Origin of the sequence: Rubrivivax benzoatilyticus JA2 = ATCC BAA-35, from assembly GCF_000190375.1 — a bacterium.
GTDB lineage: Bacteria > Pseudomonadota > Gammaproteobacteria > Burkholderiales > Burkholderiaceae_C > Rubrivivax > Rubrivivax benzoatilyticus.
The window spans coordinates 37,604-53,625 of the sequence record NZ_AEWG01000079.1; the positions used below are offsets into that span (position 1 = coordinate 37,604).

Below are 16,022 nucleotides of genomic sequence, written 5' to 3' on the forward strand. Positions count from 1 at the left end.
GGCGTACCAACGCCGTTTATCACACCCAACGCCTGCGTAACAGCCCCCAGCCGGGGCGCCTCAAGTGCTTGTCGGATCACACTTTTCTCCCTGTTGACCGACCCTGACAGCGGCGTAAAAGTGACGACAAAAGCGGCGTCGGTTACAGCTCATTCTGGGCGGCGTCCGCCGGCTTGCCAAGGGAGGCCGCCATGGTGTCGTCCACCGCTTGTACTGCACCCGCAGCCACCACCCCGGCCGCTGATCCGCCGGCGGCCAACGCAGCCGCCACGGCCCCCGCAACCCGGGCCCCGGCCCCTCGCCGCCTGCTCGACCAGCTCCGCGACGCCCTGCGCAGCTGCCACTACAGCCTGCGCACCGAGCAGGCCTATGTGCACTGGACCAAGGCCTTCATCCGCTTCCACGGCCTGCGCCACCCGGCGACGATGGCCGGGCCGGAGGTCGCGGCCTTTCTCTGCCACCTGGCCGCCGAGCGTGGGCTGTCGGTGTCCAGCCACCGCCAGGCGCTGTCGGCGCTGCTGTTCCTCTACGGCAAGGTGCTCGGCCAGTCGCTGCCGTGGATGGACGAGATCGGCCGCCCGGTGCCCAAGCGCCGGCTGCCGGTGGTGCTGTCACCCGCCGAGGTGGCCGCCGTGCTGGCCCGGCTGGACGGCACCTGCCGCCTGCTCGGCGAGCTGCTGTACGGCACCGGCCTGCGCATCACCGAAGCGCTGCAGCTGCGCGTGAAGGACGTCGACTTCGCCCAGCGCGCGATCCTCGTGCGCGCCGGCAAGGGCGGCAAGGACCGCGTCGTGATGTTGCCGGCCGCGCTGGAGGCGCCGCTGCGCGATCAGTTGCGCGCCGTGCACGCGGTCTGGGCCGAGGACGCGGCAGCAGGCCGCGCCGGCGTGCAGCTGCCCGACGCGCTGGAGCGCAAATACCCGCGCGCCGGCGCGAGCTGGGCCTGGTTCTGGGTCTTCCCGCAGGGCCGCCATTCGGCGGACCCGCGCAGCGGCGTCGTGCGCCGCCATCACCTGGTGCCGGGCAGCTTCCAGCGTGCGTTCGCCCGCGCGCTGCAGGCCGCCGGCGTCGCCAAGCCGGCCACGCCGCACACGCTGCGCCACAGCTTCGCCACGCACCTGCTGCAGTCGGGCAGCGACATCCGCACCGTGCAGGAGCTGCTGGGCCACGCGGATGTCGCGACGACGATGATCTACACCCACGTGCTGCGGCTGGGCGGCTTCGCGGTGCAGAGCCCGCTCGACCGGCTGGCGCCGGCGCGCTGATCGCCCGCCCGGCGCCGCGGGCCGTCAGGCGGCGCTCAGTGCAGCACCAGCACCGGCAGCTTGCAGCGCGTCATCACGTTCTTGGTGTGCGAGCCGAACAGCAGCTCGCCGAAGACGCCGCGCCCGTGCGTGGCCATCACGATCAGGTCGCAGCCGAACTCCTTGGCCGCGTCGACGATGGCCTCGTCGATGGCGTCGGTGCGCAGGAACTTGCCCTGGTACTGCACGCCCTGGTCCCGCGCCCGCTCGCCGATGCGCGCCAGCACCTGGCGCGCGTGCTGCTCGGTGCGCGCCATGTGCGCGTCGGCGTCGCGCTTGTAGACCGACGGGCTGCTGCCCATGTTGGGCAGCGGCGGCATCGGCTCGGCGACGAAGGCCGTCAGCGACGCGCCCAGCTTGGCAGCCAGGTCGATCGCGGTCTGCGCGGCCTTCTCGGAGAGTTCGGTGCCGTCGACCGGCACGAGCAGGTGCTGGAACATCTCGCTTCCTCTTGGCGCCCCGGGGGCGGGGCTTGCAACCCAGTCTAGGTGCGTGCGCCCCCGGGATATTGACCAACCTCAAGACGCAGGACAACCACCGGGGCCGCGCCCCGGGCCGGCCCCGACCGGATCAGAACTGGCACGCGTCGCGCCCGGGATAATCGGCGCTTCGAGCCACTGCCCAGGAGATGCTTCCGATGCGCCGCGTCCACAACTTCAGCGCCGGCCCCGCCGCCTTGCCCGAACCGGTGCTGCGCCAGGCCGCGGAGGAAATGCTGGACTGGCACGGCAGCGGCATGTCGGTCATGGAGATGAGCCACCGCGGCAAGCACTTCACGGCCATCGCCGAGGAAGCCGAGACGCTGCTGCGCGAGCTGCTCGCGGTGCCCGCCAACTACAAGATCCTGTTCATGCAGGGCGGCGCGATCGCCGAGAACGCGATCGTGCCGATGAACCTGCTGCGCGGCCGCGCCGGCGCCGACTACGTCGACACCGGTGAATGGAGCCGGCGCTCGATCGCCGAGGCGCGCCGCTACGGCCAGGTCAACGTCGTCGCCAGCAACGCCGACGGCGGCTCGGTGTCGATCCCGCCGCGCGACAGCTGGAAGCTCGACCCGAACGCCGCTTACGTGCACATCTGCACCAACGAGACCATCGGCGGCGTGCAGTACCACTGGACGCCCGAGGTCGGCGACGTGCCGCTGGTCGGCGACATGTCCAGCGACATCCTGTCGCGCCCGATCGACGTCTCGCGCTACGGCCTGATCTACGCCGGCGCGCAGAAGAACATCGGCCCCTCGGGGCTGACGATCGTCATCGTGCGCGAGGACCTGCTCGGCGGCGCCCTGCCCTGCACGCCGACGGCCTTCGACTACCAGGTCGTCGCCGAGCACGGCTCGATGTACAACACCCCGCCCACCTACGCGATCTACATCGCCGGCCTGGTGTTCAACTGGCTCAAGGCGCGCGGCGGCCTGGCCGCGATGGCCGAGCACAACCGCGCCAAGGCCGCGCTGCTGTACGACTTCCTGGACTCGACCTCGTTCTACTCGAGCCCGATCGCGCGCGACTGCCGCTCGTGGATGAACGTGCCGTTCCGCCTGCACGACAGCGCGCTCGACGCCGCCTTCCTGAAGGGTGCCGACGAACGCGGGCTGGTGCAGCTGAAGGGCCACCGCATCGTCGGCGGCATGCGCGCGTCGATCTACAACGCGATGCCGATCGAGGGCGTGCAGGCGCTGGTGGCCTACATGAAGGAATTCGAGGCCGCGCACGGCTGAACGCACGCGGCCGGCCGGCTGGCCGCCCGCCCGGTCAGGGCTGGTGCAGGCGACGGCGCGGCACGGTGCGGGTGTGGGTCTGGCCGTCGGGCCCGGTCACGGTGACCGTGCGGCCGTCGGCGCTGCGGTCCACCACGCGCGTGGCGCTCTGGCCGTCCGGGCCGGTGACGGTGCCGGTCTTGTCGCCGCCCTCGCGCGTCACGTCGCGCGTGGCGGTCTTGCCGTCGGCGCCGGTCAGCGTGACGGTCTTGTCGTTGCCGTCGCGGTCGACCTCGCGGCTGACGGTCTTGCCGTCGGGGCCGGTGATCGTGGTGGACTTGTCGCCGCCGGCACGCGTGGTGTCGCGGCTGAAGCTGCGGCCCTCGGGCCCGGTGACACGGGTCTGCACGTGGCCGCGTTCGCGCACGACGTCGCGCTGCACGGCGCGCTCACGCGCCTGGGCGGTGCCGGCCAGGCCGGCCAGCGCCAGCACGGCCGCCAGGCTCACGAGGGACGAGTTCTTCATCGCGGGTTCTCCTGAAGATTCGGCAACGGCCGCATTTCACCGGCGTGTCGTGACGCCCCCGTCGCCGCTGGTCAAGAAACTCCACCCAGCTGCAACAAGGTGTTGCGATCAGCGCGCTGCGGCCGGCCGGTCGACCGGGCGGCGAGCCGGGACGGCGCGAACGGCAGCCCCGTCCACGCGGCGGTACCGCCGTTTCGCCTGCAACGCTGCGCAAGCGCGCGCCGCGCGTGCAGAATGGGGCGAAGACGTTCCATCCGAGAGAAGAGCCGATGCAAGCCCCCCGCCTGTCCCTCGCCCTGCTGTGCCTGCTGGCCGCCGGTGCCGCGATGCCGGCGCCGGGCGACGAGCCCGTGCCGCCGCTCGTGCCCAGCACGCAGAAGAGCGAGGTGAAGACGCAGACCGCGTCGCTGCCGGCACGCGGGCTGTTCGACGGCGACAAGCTGTCGGCCGACGGCCGCCAGCGCCTGGCCGAGCTGGTGCTCGACGCGCTGGGGCTGCAGGTCGAGGTGGCGCTGCTGGTGCCCACCGGCCCGTGGAAGATCGACGGCAGCCACCGCGACGAACGTGCGCTGACGCCGGCGCGTCTGGACGCCGTCAAACGGTTCCTCGCCGACCGCGGCATCGACCCGAAACACATCTTCGTCGAGAGCCGCATCGACCAGAAACTCGCCGAACCCCGCCTGGACGTGCAAATCGTCGGACGGCCGCAGCAGGACTGACGCGCCGGGCGCGTGGCGGACGGCATCGTCCGTTCATGCCGTGAACGACTGACGCGCCGGGCGCGCAGCGGACGGCATCGTCCGTTCACGCCGTGAAGGACTGAGACGTTCGCCACGGCAAAGAAAAAGCCGCCCGAGGGCGGCTTTGTTCATCGTGCGCGGGCCGTGGTCACTCGCCTTCGGGCGAAGACAGCAGCGGGATCGCGCCGCCGCTGGTGCTGCCCAGCAGCCCGGTGCGGCTGTAGACGCCGAGCTTCTCGCGCGTGTCGGAGATGTCCAGGTTGCGCATCGTCAGCTGGCCGATGCGGTCGGCCGGCGTGAACGCGGCGTCCTCGACCTTCTCCATCGACAGGCGCTCGGGCGCGTAGGTCAGGTTCGGGCTCTGCGTGTCCAGCAGCGACCAGTCGTTGCCGCGGCGCAGCTCGATCCAGACCTCGCCGGTGATGGCGCGCGCCACCCAGCGCTGCGCGGTCTCGCGCAGCATCAGGCACTGCGGGTCGAACCAGCGGCCCTGGTAGAGCAGGCGGCCGAGCTTGCGGCCGTTCAGGCGGTACTGCTCGATCGTGTCCTCGTTGTGGATGCCGGTGACGAGGCGCTCGTAGGCGATGTGCAGCAGCGCCATGCCCGGGGCTTCGTAGATGCCGCGGCTCTTGGCCTCGATGATGCGGTTCTCGATCTGGTCGCACATGCCCAGGCCGTGGCGGCCGCCGATGCGGTTGGCTTCCTCGAACAGTTCGACGGCATTGGCGAACGTGCGGCCGTTGATCGCCACCGGCACGCCTTCCTCGAAACGCACGCTGACGGTCTCGGACTTGACCTCGACGTCCTCGCGCCAGAAGGCCACGCCCATGATCGGGTTGACGATCGTCAGGCCCTTGTTCAGGAACTCCAGGTCCTTGGCCTCGTGCGTCGCGCCCAGCATGTTGCTGTCGGTGCTGTAGGCCTTCTCGACGCTCATCTTGTAGTCGAAGCCGTTGGCGACGAGGTACTCGCTCATCTCCTTGCGGCCGCCGAGCTCGTCGATGAAGGTCTGGTCCAGCCACGGCTTGTAGATGCGCAGCGCCGGGTTGGCGAGCAGGCCGTAGCGGTAGAAGCGCTCGATGTCGTTGCCCTTGTAGGTGCTGCCGTCGCCCCAGATGTTGACGTCGTCCTCCTTCATCGCCACGACCAGCGCGGTGCCGGTGACGGCACGGCCCAGCGGCGTGGTGTTGAAGTAGGTCGCGCCGCCGGTGCTGATGTGGAAGGCCGAGCACTGGATCGCGGCGATGCCTTCGGACACCAGCAGCGCGCGGCAGTCGACCAGGCGCGCCTTCTCGGCACCGTACTCCAGCGCCTTCTTCGGGATCGCGTCGTAGTCGCTCTCGTCGGGCTGGCCGAGGTTGGCGGTGTAGGCGCAGGGGATGGCGCCCTTGGCGCGCATCCAGTGCACCGCGGCGCTGGTGTCCAGGCCACCGGAGAAGGCGATGCCGACGCGCTCGCCGACGGGCAGGTTTTGGAGGATCGTGGCAGACATGGTGCGGGCTCGGAAGGTGGGACGGACGGTGACGCGGCGACGCCGGGCGGTCGCGCGCGCGAACCCGTGATTGTCGCAAGGTTTGCGGCGGTGGCCGCGGGCGACGCGGGCGCAGCGCGACCGAAGGCCGCAGACCGAAGGACGAAGGGGTCAGGTCCCACAGGACCTGACCCCGACCCTAGGCGCGGCACGGCGGGAGGGGTCAGGCACGGCGGGAGGGGTCAGGTCTTTCGAGACCTGACCCCTGCGGCGGTCTCAGAAGGACGAAGGGGTCAGGTCCCACAGGACCTGACCCCGGCCTTAGGCGCGGCACGGCGGGAGGGGTCAGGTCTTTCGAGACCTGACCCCGGCCTTCGGGTGTCCAGCCTCAGCCGGGCAGCCTGGGCGCGCCGCCGGCCAGCGCCTCGGGGTTCAGGCCGCGCTCGCGCAGCAGCGACTCCAGCGCCGGCAGCAGCGGGCCCAGGCGCTCTTCCAGCGTCGCGCGCACGGTGTCGACGAAGACCTGGGTCGCACGCTCGATCTCGACGTTCAGCGCGGCCCCCGGCGCCTTGTCGCCGAAGGTCGTCTGGCGCAGCGTCTCGGGGATCAGCCAGACCTCGAACCAGCCGGCCTCGCGGTCGGCCTCGGCCACCGTCAGGCTGGCGCCGTTGATCGCGATGTAGCCCTTGGGGAAGACGTAGCGCATCCACGGCGCCGGCACGGCGATGCGCAGCACGTGGTTGTTCTCGGGCCGGCGCACCTCGGCCACCGTGGCGGTGAAGTCGACGTGGCCCGACAGCGGGTGGCCGCCGATCTCGGCGCCGTCCCTGGCGGCACGCTCGACGTTGACGCGGCTGCCTTCGGCCAGCGTGCCCAGCGTCGTCAGCGACAGGCTCTGCTGCATGACGTCGAAGCGTGCGGCGTCGCTGCCTTCGAGCTCGGTGACGGTCAGGCAGACGCCGTCGACGGCGACGCTGGCGCCGATCGCCAGGCCGTCGGCGAAACCGGGCGGAAAGCGCAGCGTGAAGCTGCGAAGGCCGGGCCGGTCGGCGAGCGCGGCGACGGTGGCGATGCCTTGGACGATGCCGGTGAACATGGGTGATGCGAGGCAGGGGCCGCAAGCGCGGCGAAGCCGTCGAGCTTAGCGCACGGCGTGCAGGCGCTTATCGTCGGCGCATGGCCGAACCGTTCAAGAACCTCATCTCCCCGGCGCTGGTGGCGCAGATGGCCGCGCGCCTGGCGGCCGCCGGCCCGGGTTTCGACGCCGCCGCCTTCGAGCGCCTGGCCGCCGACGGCCTGGAGGCACTGGAGCTGAAGGCGCGCACGCTGCAGCTCTGCGCCGCGCTGGAAGCGACGCTGCCCGCGGACTTCGGCGCTGCCGCCGACCGGCTGGACGCCGCGATGGACGGCGACGACGGGCTGGAGGGCTGGGCGCTGTGGCCGGTGGGCGAATACGTCGCGCGCCGCGGCCTGCACCAGCCCGAACGGGCGCTGGCGACGCTGCACCGGCTGACGCGGCGTTTCACCGCCGAGTTCGCGATCCGGCCCTTCATCGTCGAGCATCCGGCGCGGGTCTACGAGACGCTCAAACGCTGGGCCGAGGACCCCGACGAACGGGTGCGCCGCCTGGTCAGCGAAGGCACGCGCCCGCGCCTGCCCTGGGGCCTGCGACTGACGGCGCTGGTGGCCGACCCCTCACCCAGCCTGCCGCTGCTGCGCCGGCTGCAGGACGACCCCAGCGAGTTCGTGCGCCGCAGCGTCGCCAACCACCTCAACGACATCGCCAAGGACCACCCGGAGATCGTCGTCGCCTGGGTGCGCGAACACCTGCCCGGCGCGACGCGCGAACGCCGCGCGCTGCTGCGCCACGCCAGCCGCACGCTGGTGAAGAAGGGCGACGCCGCGATGCTGGCGCTGTGGGGCCACGGCGAGGACTTCGTCGGCGACGCGGTGCTGGAACTGGCGCCGCCGCGGCTGGCGGTCGGCGAGACGCTGGTGCTGTCGCTGACGCTGGCCAGCCGCGCCGCGGTGGCGCAGCGCCTGGTCGTCGACTACCTGGTGCACCACGTCAAGGCCGACGGCCGGCGCACGCCCAAGGTGTTCAAGGGCTGGCAGCTCGAACTGCCCGCGGGCGCGACGCTGGCGCTGGCCAAGCGCCATTCGATGAAGCTCGTGACGACGCGGCGTTACTTCGCCGGCGCGCACCGCGTCGACATCCAGGTCAACGGCCGCGTCGTGGCGGGCGCGGAGTTCGAGCTGGAACTCTAGGCCGCTGCCCAGCGCGCGGCGTCGAAGCCGACGGTGATGCGGCCGTCGTCCCATTCGACGACCGGGCGCTTGATGACGCTGGCCTGGGCCAGCATCAGCGCACGCGCCGAGGCGGCGTCGACGACGCCGGCGCGCACGGTCTCGTCGAGCTTGCGCCAGGTCGTGCCCTGGCGGTTGACCAGCGGCTCCCAGCCGAGCGCGGCGATCCAGGCATCGAGCCGCGTGTCGGGCACGCCGGCCTTCTTGAAGTCGTGGAAGCGGTAGTCGTGGCCCTGCTCGGCGAGCCAGGCGCGGGCGCGTTTGACGGTGTCGCAGTTCGGGATGCCGTAGACGATCATGGGCGGGCGGCGCGCGGCCGGAAGACGATGACGGGCGCTCAGTTTCGCGGATCGAAGGGATGTTCGCAGCGCCAGTCCGGGCCGAAGGCGCCGTCGCGCACGACGCCGTCGTCGCCGATCGAGACCTGGAACCACCAGCATTCGTGGGTCGCGTAGCGCCAGGACCAGACCTCGCCGCCCTGCCAGCCGCCGCCGCGGCGCTCGCCCGGGCGGCCGAGCGTGCGCAGCAGCTCGTCGCGCGACATGCCGGGCAGGCGGCCCTGAACCGCCATCAGGTTCTCTTCGGTCAGCACTTGCTTCGCCGCGACGACACGGCCGCCGGGCGCGACGTCGATCATCCAGGTCGTGCGGCCGAAGGGGCCGGTGGCGTACTCCAGCCGCGTCAGCCCGCCGGCCAGCGTGTAGCGCGAGGTCGGCGGGCCCCAGTGGGCCAGCGTCTGCGGTTCGGTCCAGCCGGGTTGCGGCGGCTTCATCGCCGCGCAGCCGCTCAGGGCGGCGGTGACGATCAACAGGGCGAGCGTTTGACGCATGGCGGCGGGCGGGCAACCGGTGGGCCGAGCTTACGCCCGCCGCCGTCACCCGCCGCTCAGGCCGGCTTGACGGTATCCAGCGCCTTCACCAGACGCGCCACAGCGGCGTCGACGTCGGCCAGCTTGTCCAGGCCGAACAGGCCGATGCGGAAGGTCTTGAAGCCGGCCGGCTCGTCGCACATCAGCGGCACGCCGGAGGCCGTCTGCAGGCCCTGGGCGATGAAGGCCTTGCCGGTCTGGATGGCGTCGTCGTCGGTGTAGGCGACGACCACGCCCGGGGCCTCGAAGCCCGGCGCAGCGACGCTGGGCAGGCCGCGTTCGGCGAGCAGCGCGCGCACGCGCTGTCCGAGCTCGAACTGGGCATCGCGCAGCTTGGCGAAGCCGATCTCGCGCGTCTCGAGCATCACGTCGCGCGTGCGCGTCAGCGCGTCGGTCGGCATCGTCGCGTGGTAGGCGTGGCCGCCGGCCTCGTAGGCGTCGGCGATCTGCAGCCACTTCTTCAGGTCGGCGGCGAAGCTGGTGCTGGTGGTCGCGCCGATGGCCTCGCGCGCACGCTCGCTGAACATCACGAAGGCGCAGCACGGCGAGCCGCTCCAGCCCTTCTGCGGCGCGCTGATCAGGATGTCGACGCCGGTGGCGCGCATGTCGACCCAGGCGGCGCCCGAGGCGATGCAGTCGAGCACGAACAGGCCGCCGACTTCGTGCACCGCGTCGGCCACGGCCTTCAGGTAGTCGTCGGGCAGCAGGATGCCGGCGGCGGTCTCGACGTGCGGCGCGAAGACGACGTCGGGGCGCTGGGCGCGGATCGTGGCCACCACCTCGGCGATCGGCGCCGGGGCGAACGGCTGCTTGGCGCCTTCGGCGACCGGGCGCGCCTTCAGCACCGTGTGTTCGGCCGGGATCGCGCCCGTCTCGAAGATCTGCGTCCAGCGGTAGCTGAACCAGCCGTTGCGGATGACCAGCGCCTTGCGCCCGGTGGCGAACTGGCGCGCCACCGCTTCCATGCCGAAGGTGCCGCTGCCGGGCACGATGGCGACGGCGTGCGCGCCGTAGACCTCTTTCAGCGTCGCCGTCAGGTCGCGCATCACACGCTGGAACTTCTGCGACATGTGGTTGACGGCGCGGTCGGTGAACACCACCGAGTACTCGAGCAGACCGTCGGGATCGAGGTCGGGCAGCAATCCGGGCATGGAACTTCCTTGCGGCGCCAGGCGGCGCATGAACGAGCCGGGCAGCTTAGCACCGCCCTCGGCAGGGGCCGGCTGAGGGAAGTCAGGGGCCGGCGCAGCAACGACACGGCCCGCCGAAGCGGGCCGTGCAGCTTGCGCGGGGCAGGAAACGGCGGCCGGTTCAGCCGGCGCGGCGGCGGCGCGATGCGGCCAGACCCAGCAGCGCGGCACCGGCCAGCGCCAGCGTCGCCGGTTCGGGCACGGCACTGCCGGAACCCCCGCCGCCATCGACCGGGGTGCCGGCGAAATGCGGCTCGTCGAGCCCCGTGCCGTACTGGAAGGTGACCTTGGAGATCGAGGCCAGATCCACCGTGCCGCGGACGTTGAACAGGAAGGTCACCGAGCCGACGGTCAGCGGGCTGTTGATGACGCCGCCCTCGCTGTGGTGCTGGCCGGTGCCGGTCGTGCGGTCGTCGGCCGTCGAGGTGATGCCGTACTGCAGGCCGTCGGGCGTAGCAGGGCCCGCGAGGTTGGTGCTGGTGTCGAAGCGGGCAAACGGGCCGAAGAGGCCCAGGCCGGAGCTGGAGATGCCCAGCGAGGCGCCGTACTGGTTGAGGTCGCTCTTGAAGGCCCACTCGCCGCCGACGTTGGTGCCGGCGCCGCTGATCCAGTCCGTGCCCTGGTAGGTGGCGCCACCGGAAATCGCCGCCAGCGGCGACAGCGTCACGCCGGCGATGTCGAAGAACACCGCGGTCAGCACGTGGTCGCCGATGCGCACGTCGTTCTGGCTGGTGTTCGACAGCACGACCTGCAGCTGGCCGTTGACGACGTCGAAGCTGACCGACGCCGACAGCGGATCGTTGCTGCCGGCAAAGCTCACCGGAGCCGCGACGGCGGCGGTGCTGCCCAGGGCCGCGATCGCGAGGCAGACGAGATGCTTTTTCACCGAGGGACTCCCGGAAGCGTGAGTTTCGGCAACACGAAGCAAACGCTGCGCCAGAAGCGCCAAGACCTTGATTTGAAACGTGGGGGCCGGCGAAGCCGCCGGGCACGGGGCGCCGACTGTCAAGCCAGCCGACACCCCGCGGCGGTTCAACGCACGCTGACGCTCACCGAGGCCGCCGCGCTGTTGCCGCTGGCGTCCGTGGCCACGACCTTCAGCGTGTGCGTGCCGGCGCGCACTCGCCGGGTGTTCCAGGCATAGGACAGCGTCGCCCCGCTGCCACTGGCGGCGAGCTTGCCGTCGACGTAGAGCTGCTGGCGGATGCCGGCCGCGCCACGGTCGTCGCTGGCGCTGGTGCTGACCGTCACCGTGCCGCTGACGGCGCCGGCCACCGGGTTGACCAGCGCGACCAGCGGCGGCGTCGTGTCGGCGGCCACCGGCGGCAGCGTGTTGGCGACGTTGACACTGACGGCCGCCGAGTTCGTGCGGTTGCCCGCGGCGTCGTAGGCGGTGGCCACCAGCGAGCGGCTGCCGTTGGCGGCGCCGGTGCTGTCCCAGGCGAAGGCGAAGGGCGCGGCGGAGTCGATGCCGACCACCGTGCCGCCGACGCTCAGCTCGACGCGTGCGACGCCGACGTTGTCGCTGGCCGCGACGTCGACCGTCACCGTGCCGGACACCGTGCTGCCGCCGGCCGGCGAGCCGATCGCCACCGTCGGCGGCGTGGTGTCGGCGGCGGGGGCCGCGGCCGCTGCGGCCGCCACCGCCGCGGCGGCGTCGACGCGGCCGTGGCCGAAGTTCGCGTCGCGCCCGGCCGTGCCCAGGTCGCGGGCGCTGGCGTAGAGCAGGCTCTCGATCGTCGTGTTCGGCAGGTCGGGCCGCCGGGCCATCATCAGCGCGACGACGCCGGCGGTGACCGGGCTGGCGAACGAGGTGCCGCTCCAGGCCGAGTAGCCGCCGCCGCGGTTGGTGGTCCAGATGCCTTCGCCCGGCGCGGCCAGCGCGACGAAGGCGCCGTAGTTGGACCAGCCGGTGCGCTGGTCGGCGCTGTTGGTGGCGGACACCGGGATCATCGCCGTCGTCGCCGCGAAACCCGGGTCGGTGCCGTCGTTGCCGGCGGCGACGACGACCAGCCCGCCCTTGCCGCGCAGGTAGTTCGCGGCACTGGCGACGGTGGAGCTGCCGGCGACGCCGTTGTAGCTGATGTTGGCGATGCGTGCGCCGTGGTCGGCGGCCCAGGTCAGGCCCTGGGCGACGGTGCTCCAGTAGGCGTAGGCGTTGGCGTCGGCGATGCGCACCGGCATCAGGTTGGCTTTGCCGGCGACGGCGGCGACGCCGGTGGCGTTGTCGCTGGTCGCGGCGGCCGCGCCGGCCACCGCGGTGCCGTGGCCGTGGACGTCGCGGGTGTCGGAGTTGCCGTCGTAGAAGTTCCAGCCGGCGACCATGCGCGCGGCCAGGTCGGGGTGGCTGGCGTCGATGCCGCTGTCGAGGATGGCGATCGTCACGCCGGCCCCCTGCGACTGGTCCCAGGCGGTGGCGGCACCGATCGTGCCCAGGTGCCACTGGCTGCCGAGGTAGGGGTCGTTGGCGGCATAGGCCGGCGCGATGCGGCGGTCGAGCTCGGCGAACTTCAGCAGCCGGTGGCGCGCCAGGCGCTGCTGCACGGCGCGTTCGGAGACGCCGGCCGGCAGGTCGACGACGTACAACTCGCTCTGGCCCATCTTGCGCGCCTTGCCGCCGTGCACCGCCAGCAGCGCGCGGAAGTCGCCCGCCGGCAGGCCGGCACGCGGCGACACGAGCACCCGGCGCTCGGCCCAGTCGTCGGCCGCGGCCGACGGGCCGGCGGCGAGGCCTGAAGTGGCCAGCAACACGGCGGCGGCGACGGCACGGGGAAGGCAGGCAGGCGGGAGTTGTCTCATGGCAGTCGTCTCGGTGGTCCGGGCCCGCGGCCGGATGGCGCGGACCCCGGAGCATCGACTGCCGGGACGGGCGTCTTGAGCACGCCGTCGTTTCAAGCGGTAAACCCGCGGCCGGGTTCAACCGCCTGCGCGGCAGCACGGCCCGCTGGTGGCGGGCGCCTCCCGCGGCGCCCGCCGGGGCCTCACATGCCGCGCCCGGCGAGCGCGCGCAGATGCCAGGAGAAGGCTTCGTCGAGCAGGTGCGGCGTGTGCTGGCCCGGCGAGCCCTTCAGCGCGCGGCGGTAGTAGTCGCGCAGCGCGGGCTTGAAGTCGGGATGGGCGCAGCGTTCGATGATCGTCTCGGCGCGCTGCTTGGGCGACAGGCCGCGCAGGTCGGCCAGGCCCTGTTCGGTGACCAGCACCTGCACGTCGTGCTCGGTGTGGTCGACGTGCGGCACCATCGGCACGATGCACGAGATCGTGCCGCCCTTGGCGGTGGACGGCGTCATGAACATCGACAGGTAGGCGTTGCGCGCGAAGTCGCCCGAGCCGCCGATGCCGTTCATGATCTGCGAGCCCATCACGTGCGTCGAATTGACGTTGCCGTAGATGTCGGCCTCGATCATGCCGTTCATCGCGATGATGCCCAGGCGGCGGATGACCTCGGGGTGGTTGCTGATCTCCTGCGGGCGCAGCAGGATGCGCTCGCGGTAGAAGGCCAGGTTCTCGCGGAACTCCTTCAGCGCATCGGTCGACAGCGACACCGCGGTGGCCGACGCGAACGCCAGCTTGCCGCTCTTGATCAGCTGCAGCATGCCGTCCTGCAGCACCTCGGTGTAGGCGGTGAGGTTCTCGAACGGCCCGTCCTCGAGCCCGGCGAGCACGGCGTTGGCGATGTTGCCGACGCCCGACTGCAGCGGCAGCAGGTCCTTGGGCAGGCGGCCCTTCTTCACCTCGTGCTGCAGGAAGTCGAGGATGTGGCCGGCGATGCGGCGCGAGTTCTCGTCGGGCGCGCTGAACTGCGTGTTGCGGTCGCCGGCGTGGGTCTCGACGATGGCGACGATCTTGTCCGGGTTGACGCGGAAGGTCGGCTCGCCGATGCGGTCGCCGGGCGCGACCAGCGGGATCGGCTTGCGGTGCGGCGGGCGCTGGGTGCCGTAATAGATGTCGTGCATGCCCAGCAGGTTCATGTCCTGCGCCGAGTTCACCTCGAGGATGATCTTGTCGGCCTCGTCCAGCCAGGTCTTGTTGTTGCCGATCGAGGTCGACGGGATCAGCCGGCCGTCCTCGGTGATGCCGGTGACCTCGACGACCGCGACGTCCAGGTGGCCGAGGAAGCCGAACCAGACGAACTGCGCGACGTGCGAGAGGTGGATGTCGATGTACTCCATCTCGCCGGCGTTGATGCGCTGGCGGCACACCGGGTCGCTCTGGTAGGGCAGGCGCATCTCGACGCCGGCCACGCTGGCCAGCGCGCCGTCGAGCTCGGGCGCGGTCGACGCGCCGGTCCAGATGCCGACCTTGAAGCGGTCGCCCTCGGAGTTGGCCTGGTGGATGCGGCGCGCCAGCGCGCCCGGGATCGCCTTCGGGTAACCCGCCCCGGTGAAGCCGCTCATGCCGATGTTGTCGCCTTTTCGGATCAAGGCGGCCGCTTCGTCGGCAGACATGATGCGGTTGCGCAAGGCGGGACAGAGGACGCGGCTTTCGGCTTGGGTCATACGTCGGGAACGGGTTACAAGGCGGTTACGCGAGCGCGGCAATGTAGAGCCCGCCCAGAACCGAGGCAAACAAGCATTTATGATTCGACGCACAAGCTGCGCTTAACTGTCGATGACCCGCCGCATGCCCGCACTGGCACTGTTGCGCACCTTCGAGGTCGCCGCGCGCCACCTCAGCTTCAAGCAGGCCGCGGCCGAGCTGCACGTCACGCCGGCGGCCGTCAGCCAGCAGATCCGCAGCCTCGAGGCCGAGCTCGGCGTCGTGCTGTTCGAGCGCCTGACACGCGCGGTGCGCCTGAGCCCGCGCGGCGAGGCCCTGCTGCCCAAGGTGCGCGAGGGCCTGGCGCTGCTGGCCGACGCGGTGGATCTGGCCTGCGCGCCGGCGGCCACCGAGCTGCTGCGCGTCATCGCGCCGCCGTCCTGGGCCAGCCACTGGCTGCTGCCGCGCCTGCCCGGCTTCTACGCACGCCATCCGGAGGTCGAGATCCGGCTGGCGAGCAGCTCCGAGACCGTCGACCACGCCGGTGCCGCGAACGTGCTCGCGGCGCTGGCGCGCGCGCCGGGTGACGGCCGCAGCGAGCTGGCCGTCGTCTTCGGCACCGGGCGCTACCCGGGCTGGCGTGTCGACCCGCTGCTGACGCCCGAGTACCTGCCGGTCTGCGCCCCGGCGCTGGCACGCGGCGCGACGCCGCTGGCGGTGCCGGCCGACGTCGTGCAGCACACGCTGATCCACGACGACACGCTGAACCACGGCGGCGACGAGGCCTGGGGCTGGCACCGCTGGCTGCAGGCCGCCGGCCTGGACCGCCAGGCCGCCGGCAGTGGCCGCCACTTCTCCAACGCGGTGCTGGCGATCGAGGCGGCGCTGGCCGGCCAGGGTGTCGCGCTGGCGGCGCGGCCCATCGTCGCCGGCCACCTGGCCAGCGGCGCGCTGGTCGCGCCCTTCGCGCTGGCCATCGCCTCGCCCTGCACCTACTGCCTGGTCGGCCGCCGCCACAGCGCCGAGCGGCCGGCGGTCGCGGCGTTCCGCCACTGGCTGGTCGAGGCCTCGCGCCGGGAGACCTGAGCCGGGGCTCGGCCGCGCCGGCTGGTTATGCTCGCGCCCGATGCGCCGCCGCCGCCACCCTGACGACCGACACCCTGCCTCGCGGCTGGGGCTGACGTTCGCCGTCGTCTTCGCGCTGCTGGCAGCGCAATGGCTGGGGCTGGCGCACACGGTGCTGCACGGCACGGCGCCAGCGCCGTCGGCCGTGCAGGCGTCCGGCCATCCGCCGTCGCCGCACCCCGCGCACGACGCTGCGCCGGCACACGAACACCGTCACGGTCTGGCGGCGCTGTTCGCCGGCCACGACGACGGCAGCGCCGACTGCCGGCTCTACGACCAGCTCGCCCACGCCGAGCCGCTGCCGCCGGCGCTGCCG

The 16,022-nt window shown here is 72.0% G+C and carries 15 protein-coding genes and 1 pseudogene; 6 read left to right on the plus strand and 10 right to left on the minus strand.

What is annotated here, in order from left to right:
* Positions 1-191: 191 nt before the first annotated feature.
* The gene (locus RBXJA2T_RS09895) at positions 192-1,265 is read left to right on the plus strand and encodes an integron integrase (RefSeq protein ID WP_237704877.1); all 1,074 of its coding nucleotides are present in this window, start codon (positions 192-194) and stop codon (positions 1,263-1,265) included.
* A 35-nt stretch (positions 1,266-1,300) separates the two neighbouring features.
* Here the strand turns inward: RBXJA2T_RS09895 and RBXJA2T_RS09900 are convergent, their stop codons facing one another.
* Positions 1,301-1,744, minus strand: coding sequence for a universal stress protein (locus RBXJA2T_RS09900; RefSeq protein WP_009857221.1), 444 nt, complete (start codon positions 1,742-1,744; stop codon positions 1,301-1,303).
* Positions 1,745-1,941: 197 nt separating this feature from the next.
* Between RBXJA2T_RS09900 and serC the strand changes: the two genes are divergently transcribed.
* Positions 1,942-3,024 carry a 3-phosphoserine/phosphohydroxythreonine transaminase gene (serC, locus tag RBXJA2T_RS09905; protein WP_009857222.1) on the plus strand — a complete coding sequence of 361 codons (1,083 nt, stop codon included), beginning with the start codon at positions 1,942-1,944 and terminating at the stop codon, positions 3,022-3,024.
* 34 nt (positions 3,025-3,058) lie between these two features.
* Here serC and RBXJA2T_RS09910 read toward each other — a convergent pair whose 3' ends face one another.
* Complete coding sequence (locus RBXJA2T_RS09910) at positions 3,059-3,529, minus strand: hypothetical protein (RefSeq protein WP_009857223.1); 471 nt, start codon at positions 3,527-3,529, stop codon at positions 3,059-3,061.
* Positions 3,530-3,798: 269 nt separating this feature from the next.
* Between RBXJA2T_RS09910 and RBXJA2T_RS09915 the strand changes: the two genes are divergently transcribed.
* Positions 3,799-4,248, plus strand: a complete 450-nt coding sequence (locus RBXJA2T_RS09915; RefSeq protein ID WP_009857224.1) for an OmpA family protein — start codon at positions 3,799-3,801, stop codon at positions 4,246-4,248.
* 169 nt (positions 4,249-4,417) lie between these two features.
* On the opposite strand, the gene argG is transcribed toward RBXJA2T_RS09915, so the two are convergent.
* Together argG and RBXJA2T_RS09925 are read right to left on the minus strand one after the other, a co-directional pair.
* On the minus strand, positions 4,418-5,761 hold the full coding sequence (gene argG / locus RBXJA2T_RS09920; RefSeq protein ID WP_009857225.1) for an argininosuccinate synthase: 1,344 nt from the start codon (positions 5,759-5,761) through the stop codon (positions 4,418-4,420).
* A 367-nt stretch (positions 5,762-6,128) separates the two neighbouring features.
* Positions 6,129-6,836 (minus strand): riboflavin synthase, encoded by a 708-nt coding sequence (locus RBXJA2T_RS09925; RefSeq protein ID WP_009857226.1) that lies wholly within the window; start codon positions 6,834-6,836, stop codon positions 6,129-6,131.
* Positions 6,837-6,916: 80 nt separating this feature from the next.
* Here RBXJA2T_RS09925 and RBXJA2T_RS09930 point away from each other — a divergent pair, with 80 nt between their 5' ends.
* Positions 6,917-8,008, plus strand: a complete 1,092-nt coding sequence (locus RBXJA2T_RS09930; RefSeq protein WP_009857227.1) for a DNA alkylation repair protein — start codon at positions 6,917-6,919, stop codon at positions 8,006-8,008.
* Here RBXJA2T_RS09930 and RBXJA2T_RS09935 read toward each other — a convergent pair.
* The 6 genes from RBXJA2T_RS09935 to scpC form a co-directional block, all read right to left on the minus strand.
* Entirely contained in the window at positions 8,005-8,346 is a 342-nt protein-coding gene (locus RBXJA2T_RS09935; protein ID WP_009857228.1) for an ArsC family reductase, read from the minus strand. The genes RBXJA2T_RS09930 and RBXJA2T_RS09935 overlap by 4 nt on opposite strands.
* Positions 8,347-8,384: 38 nt before the next feature.
* Positions 8,385-8,855, minus strand: a complete 471-nt coding sequence (locus RBXJA2T_RS09940) for a hypothetical protein (protein WP_009857229.1) — start codon at positions 8,853-8,855, stop codon at positions 8,385-8,387.
* Positions 8,856-8,932: 77 nt separating this feature from the next.
* Positions 8,933-10,066, minus strand: coding sequence for an aminotransferase class V-fold PLP-dependent enzyme (locus RBXJA2T_RS09945; protein WP_029718981.1), 1,134 nt, complete (start codon positions 10,064-10,066; stop codon positions 8,933-8,935).
* A 160-nt stretch (positions 10,067-10,226) separates the two neighbouring features.
* On the minus strand, positions 10,227-10,991 hold the full coding sequence (locus RBXJA2T_RS09950) for an XDD4 family exosortase-dependent surface protein (protein WP_009857231.1): 765 nt from the start codon (positions 10,989-10,991) through the stop codon (positions 10,227-10,229).
* Between the two features lie 146 nt (positions 10,992-11,137).
* Positions 11,138-12,904, minus strand: a complete 1,767-nt coding sequence (locus RBXJA2T_RS09955) for a S8 family serine peptidase (protein ID WP_029718980.1) — start codon at positions 12,902-12,904, stop codon at positions 11,138-11,140.
* A gap of 182 nt (positions 12,905-13,086) precedes the next feature.
* Complete coding sequence (gene scpC, locus RBXJA2T_RS09960) at positions 13,087-14,601, minus strand: succinyl-CoA:acetate CoA-transferase ScpC (protein WP_029718979.1); 1,515 nt, start codon at positions 14,599-14,601, stop codon at positions 13,087-13,089.
* A gap of 124 nt (positions 14,602-14,725) precedes the next feature.
* On the opposite strand from scpC, the gene RBXJA2T_RS09965 reads away from it, so the two are divergent.
* Both RBXJA2T_RS09965 and RBXJA2T_RS09970 read left to right on the plus strand, forming a co-directional pair.
* The gene (locus tag RBXJA2T_RS09965; protein ID WP_009857234.1) at positions 14,726-15,667 is read left to right on the plus strand and encodes a LysR substrate-binding domain-containing protein; all 942 of its coding nucleotides are present in this window, start codon (positions 14,726-14,728) and stop codon (positions 15,665-15,667) included.
* A 40-nt stretch (positions 15,668-15,707) separates the two neighbouring features.
* Positions 15,708-16,022, plus strand: a pseudogene (locus RBXJA2T_RS09970) (hypothetical protein); the annotation flags it as partial.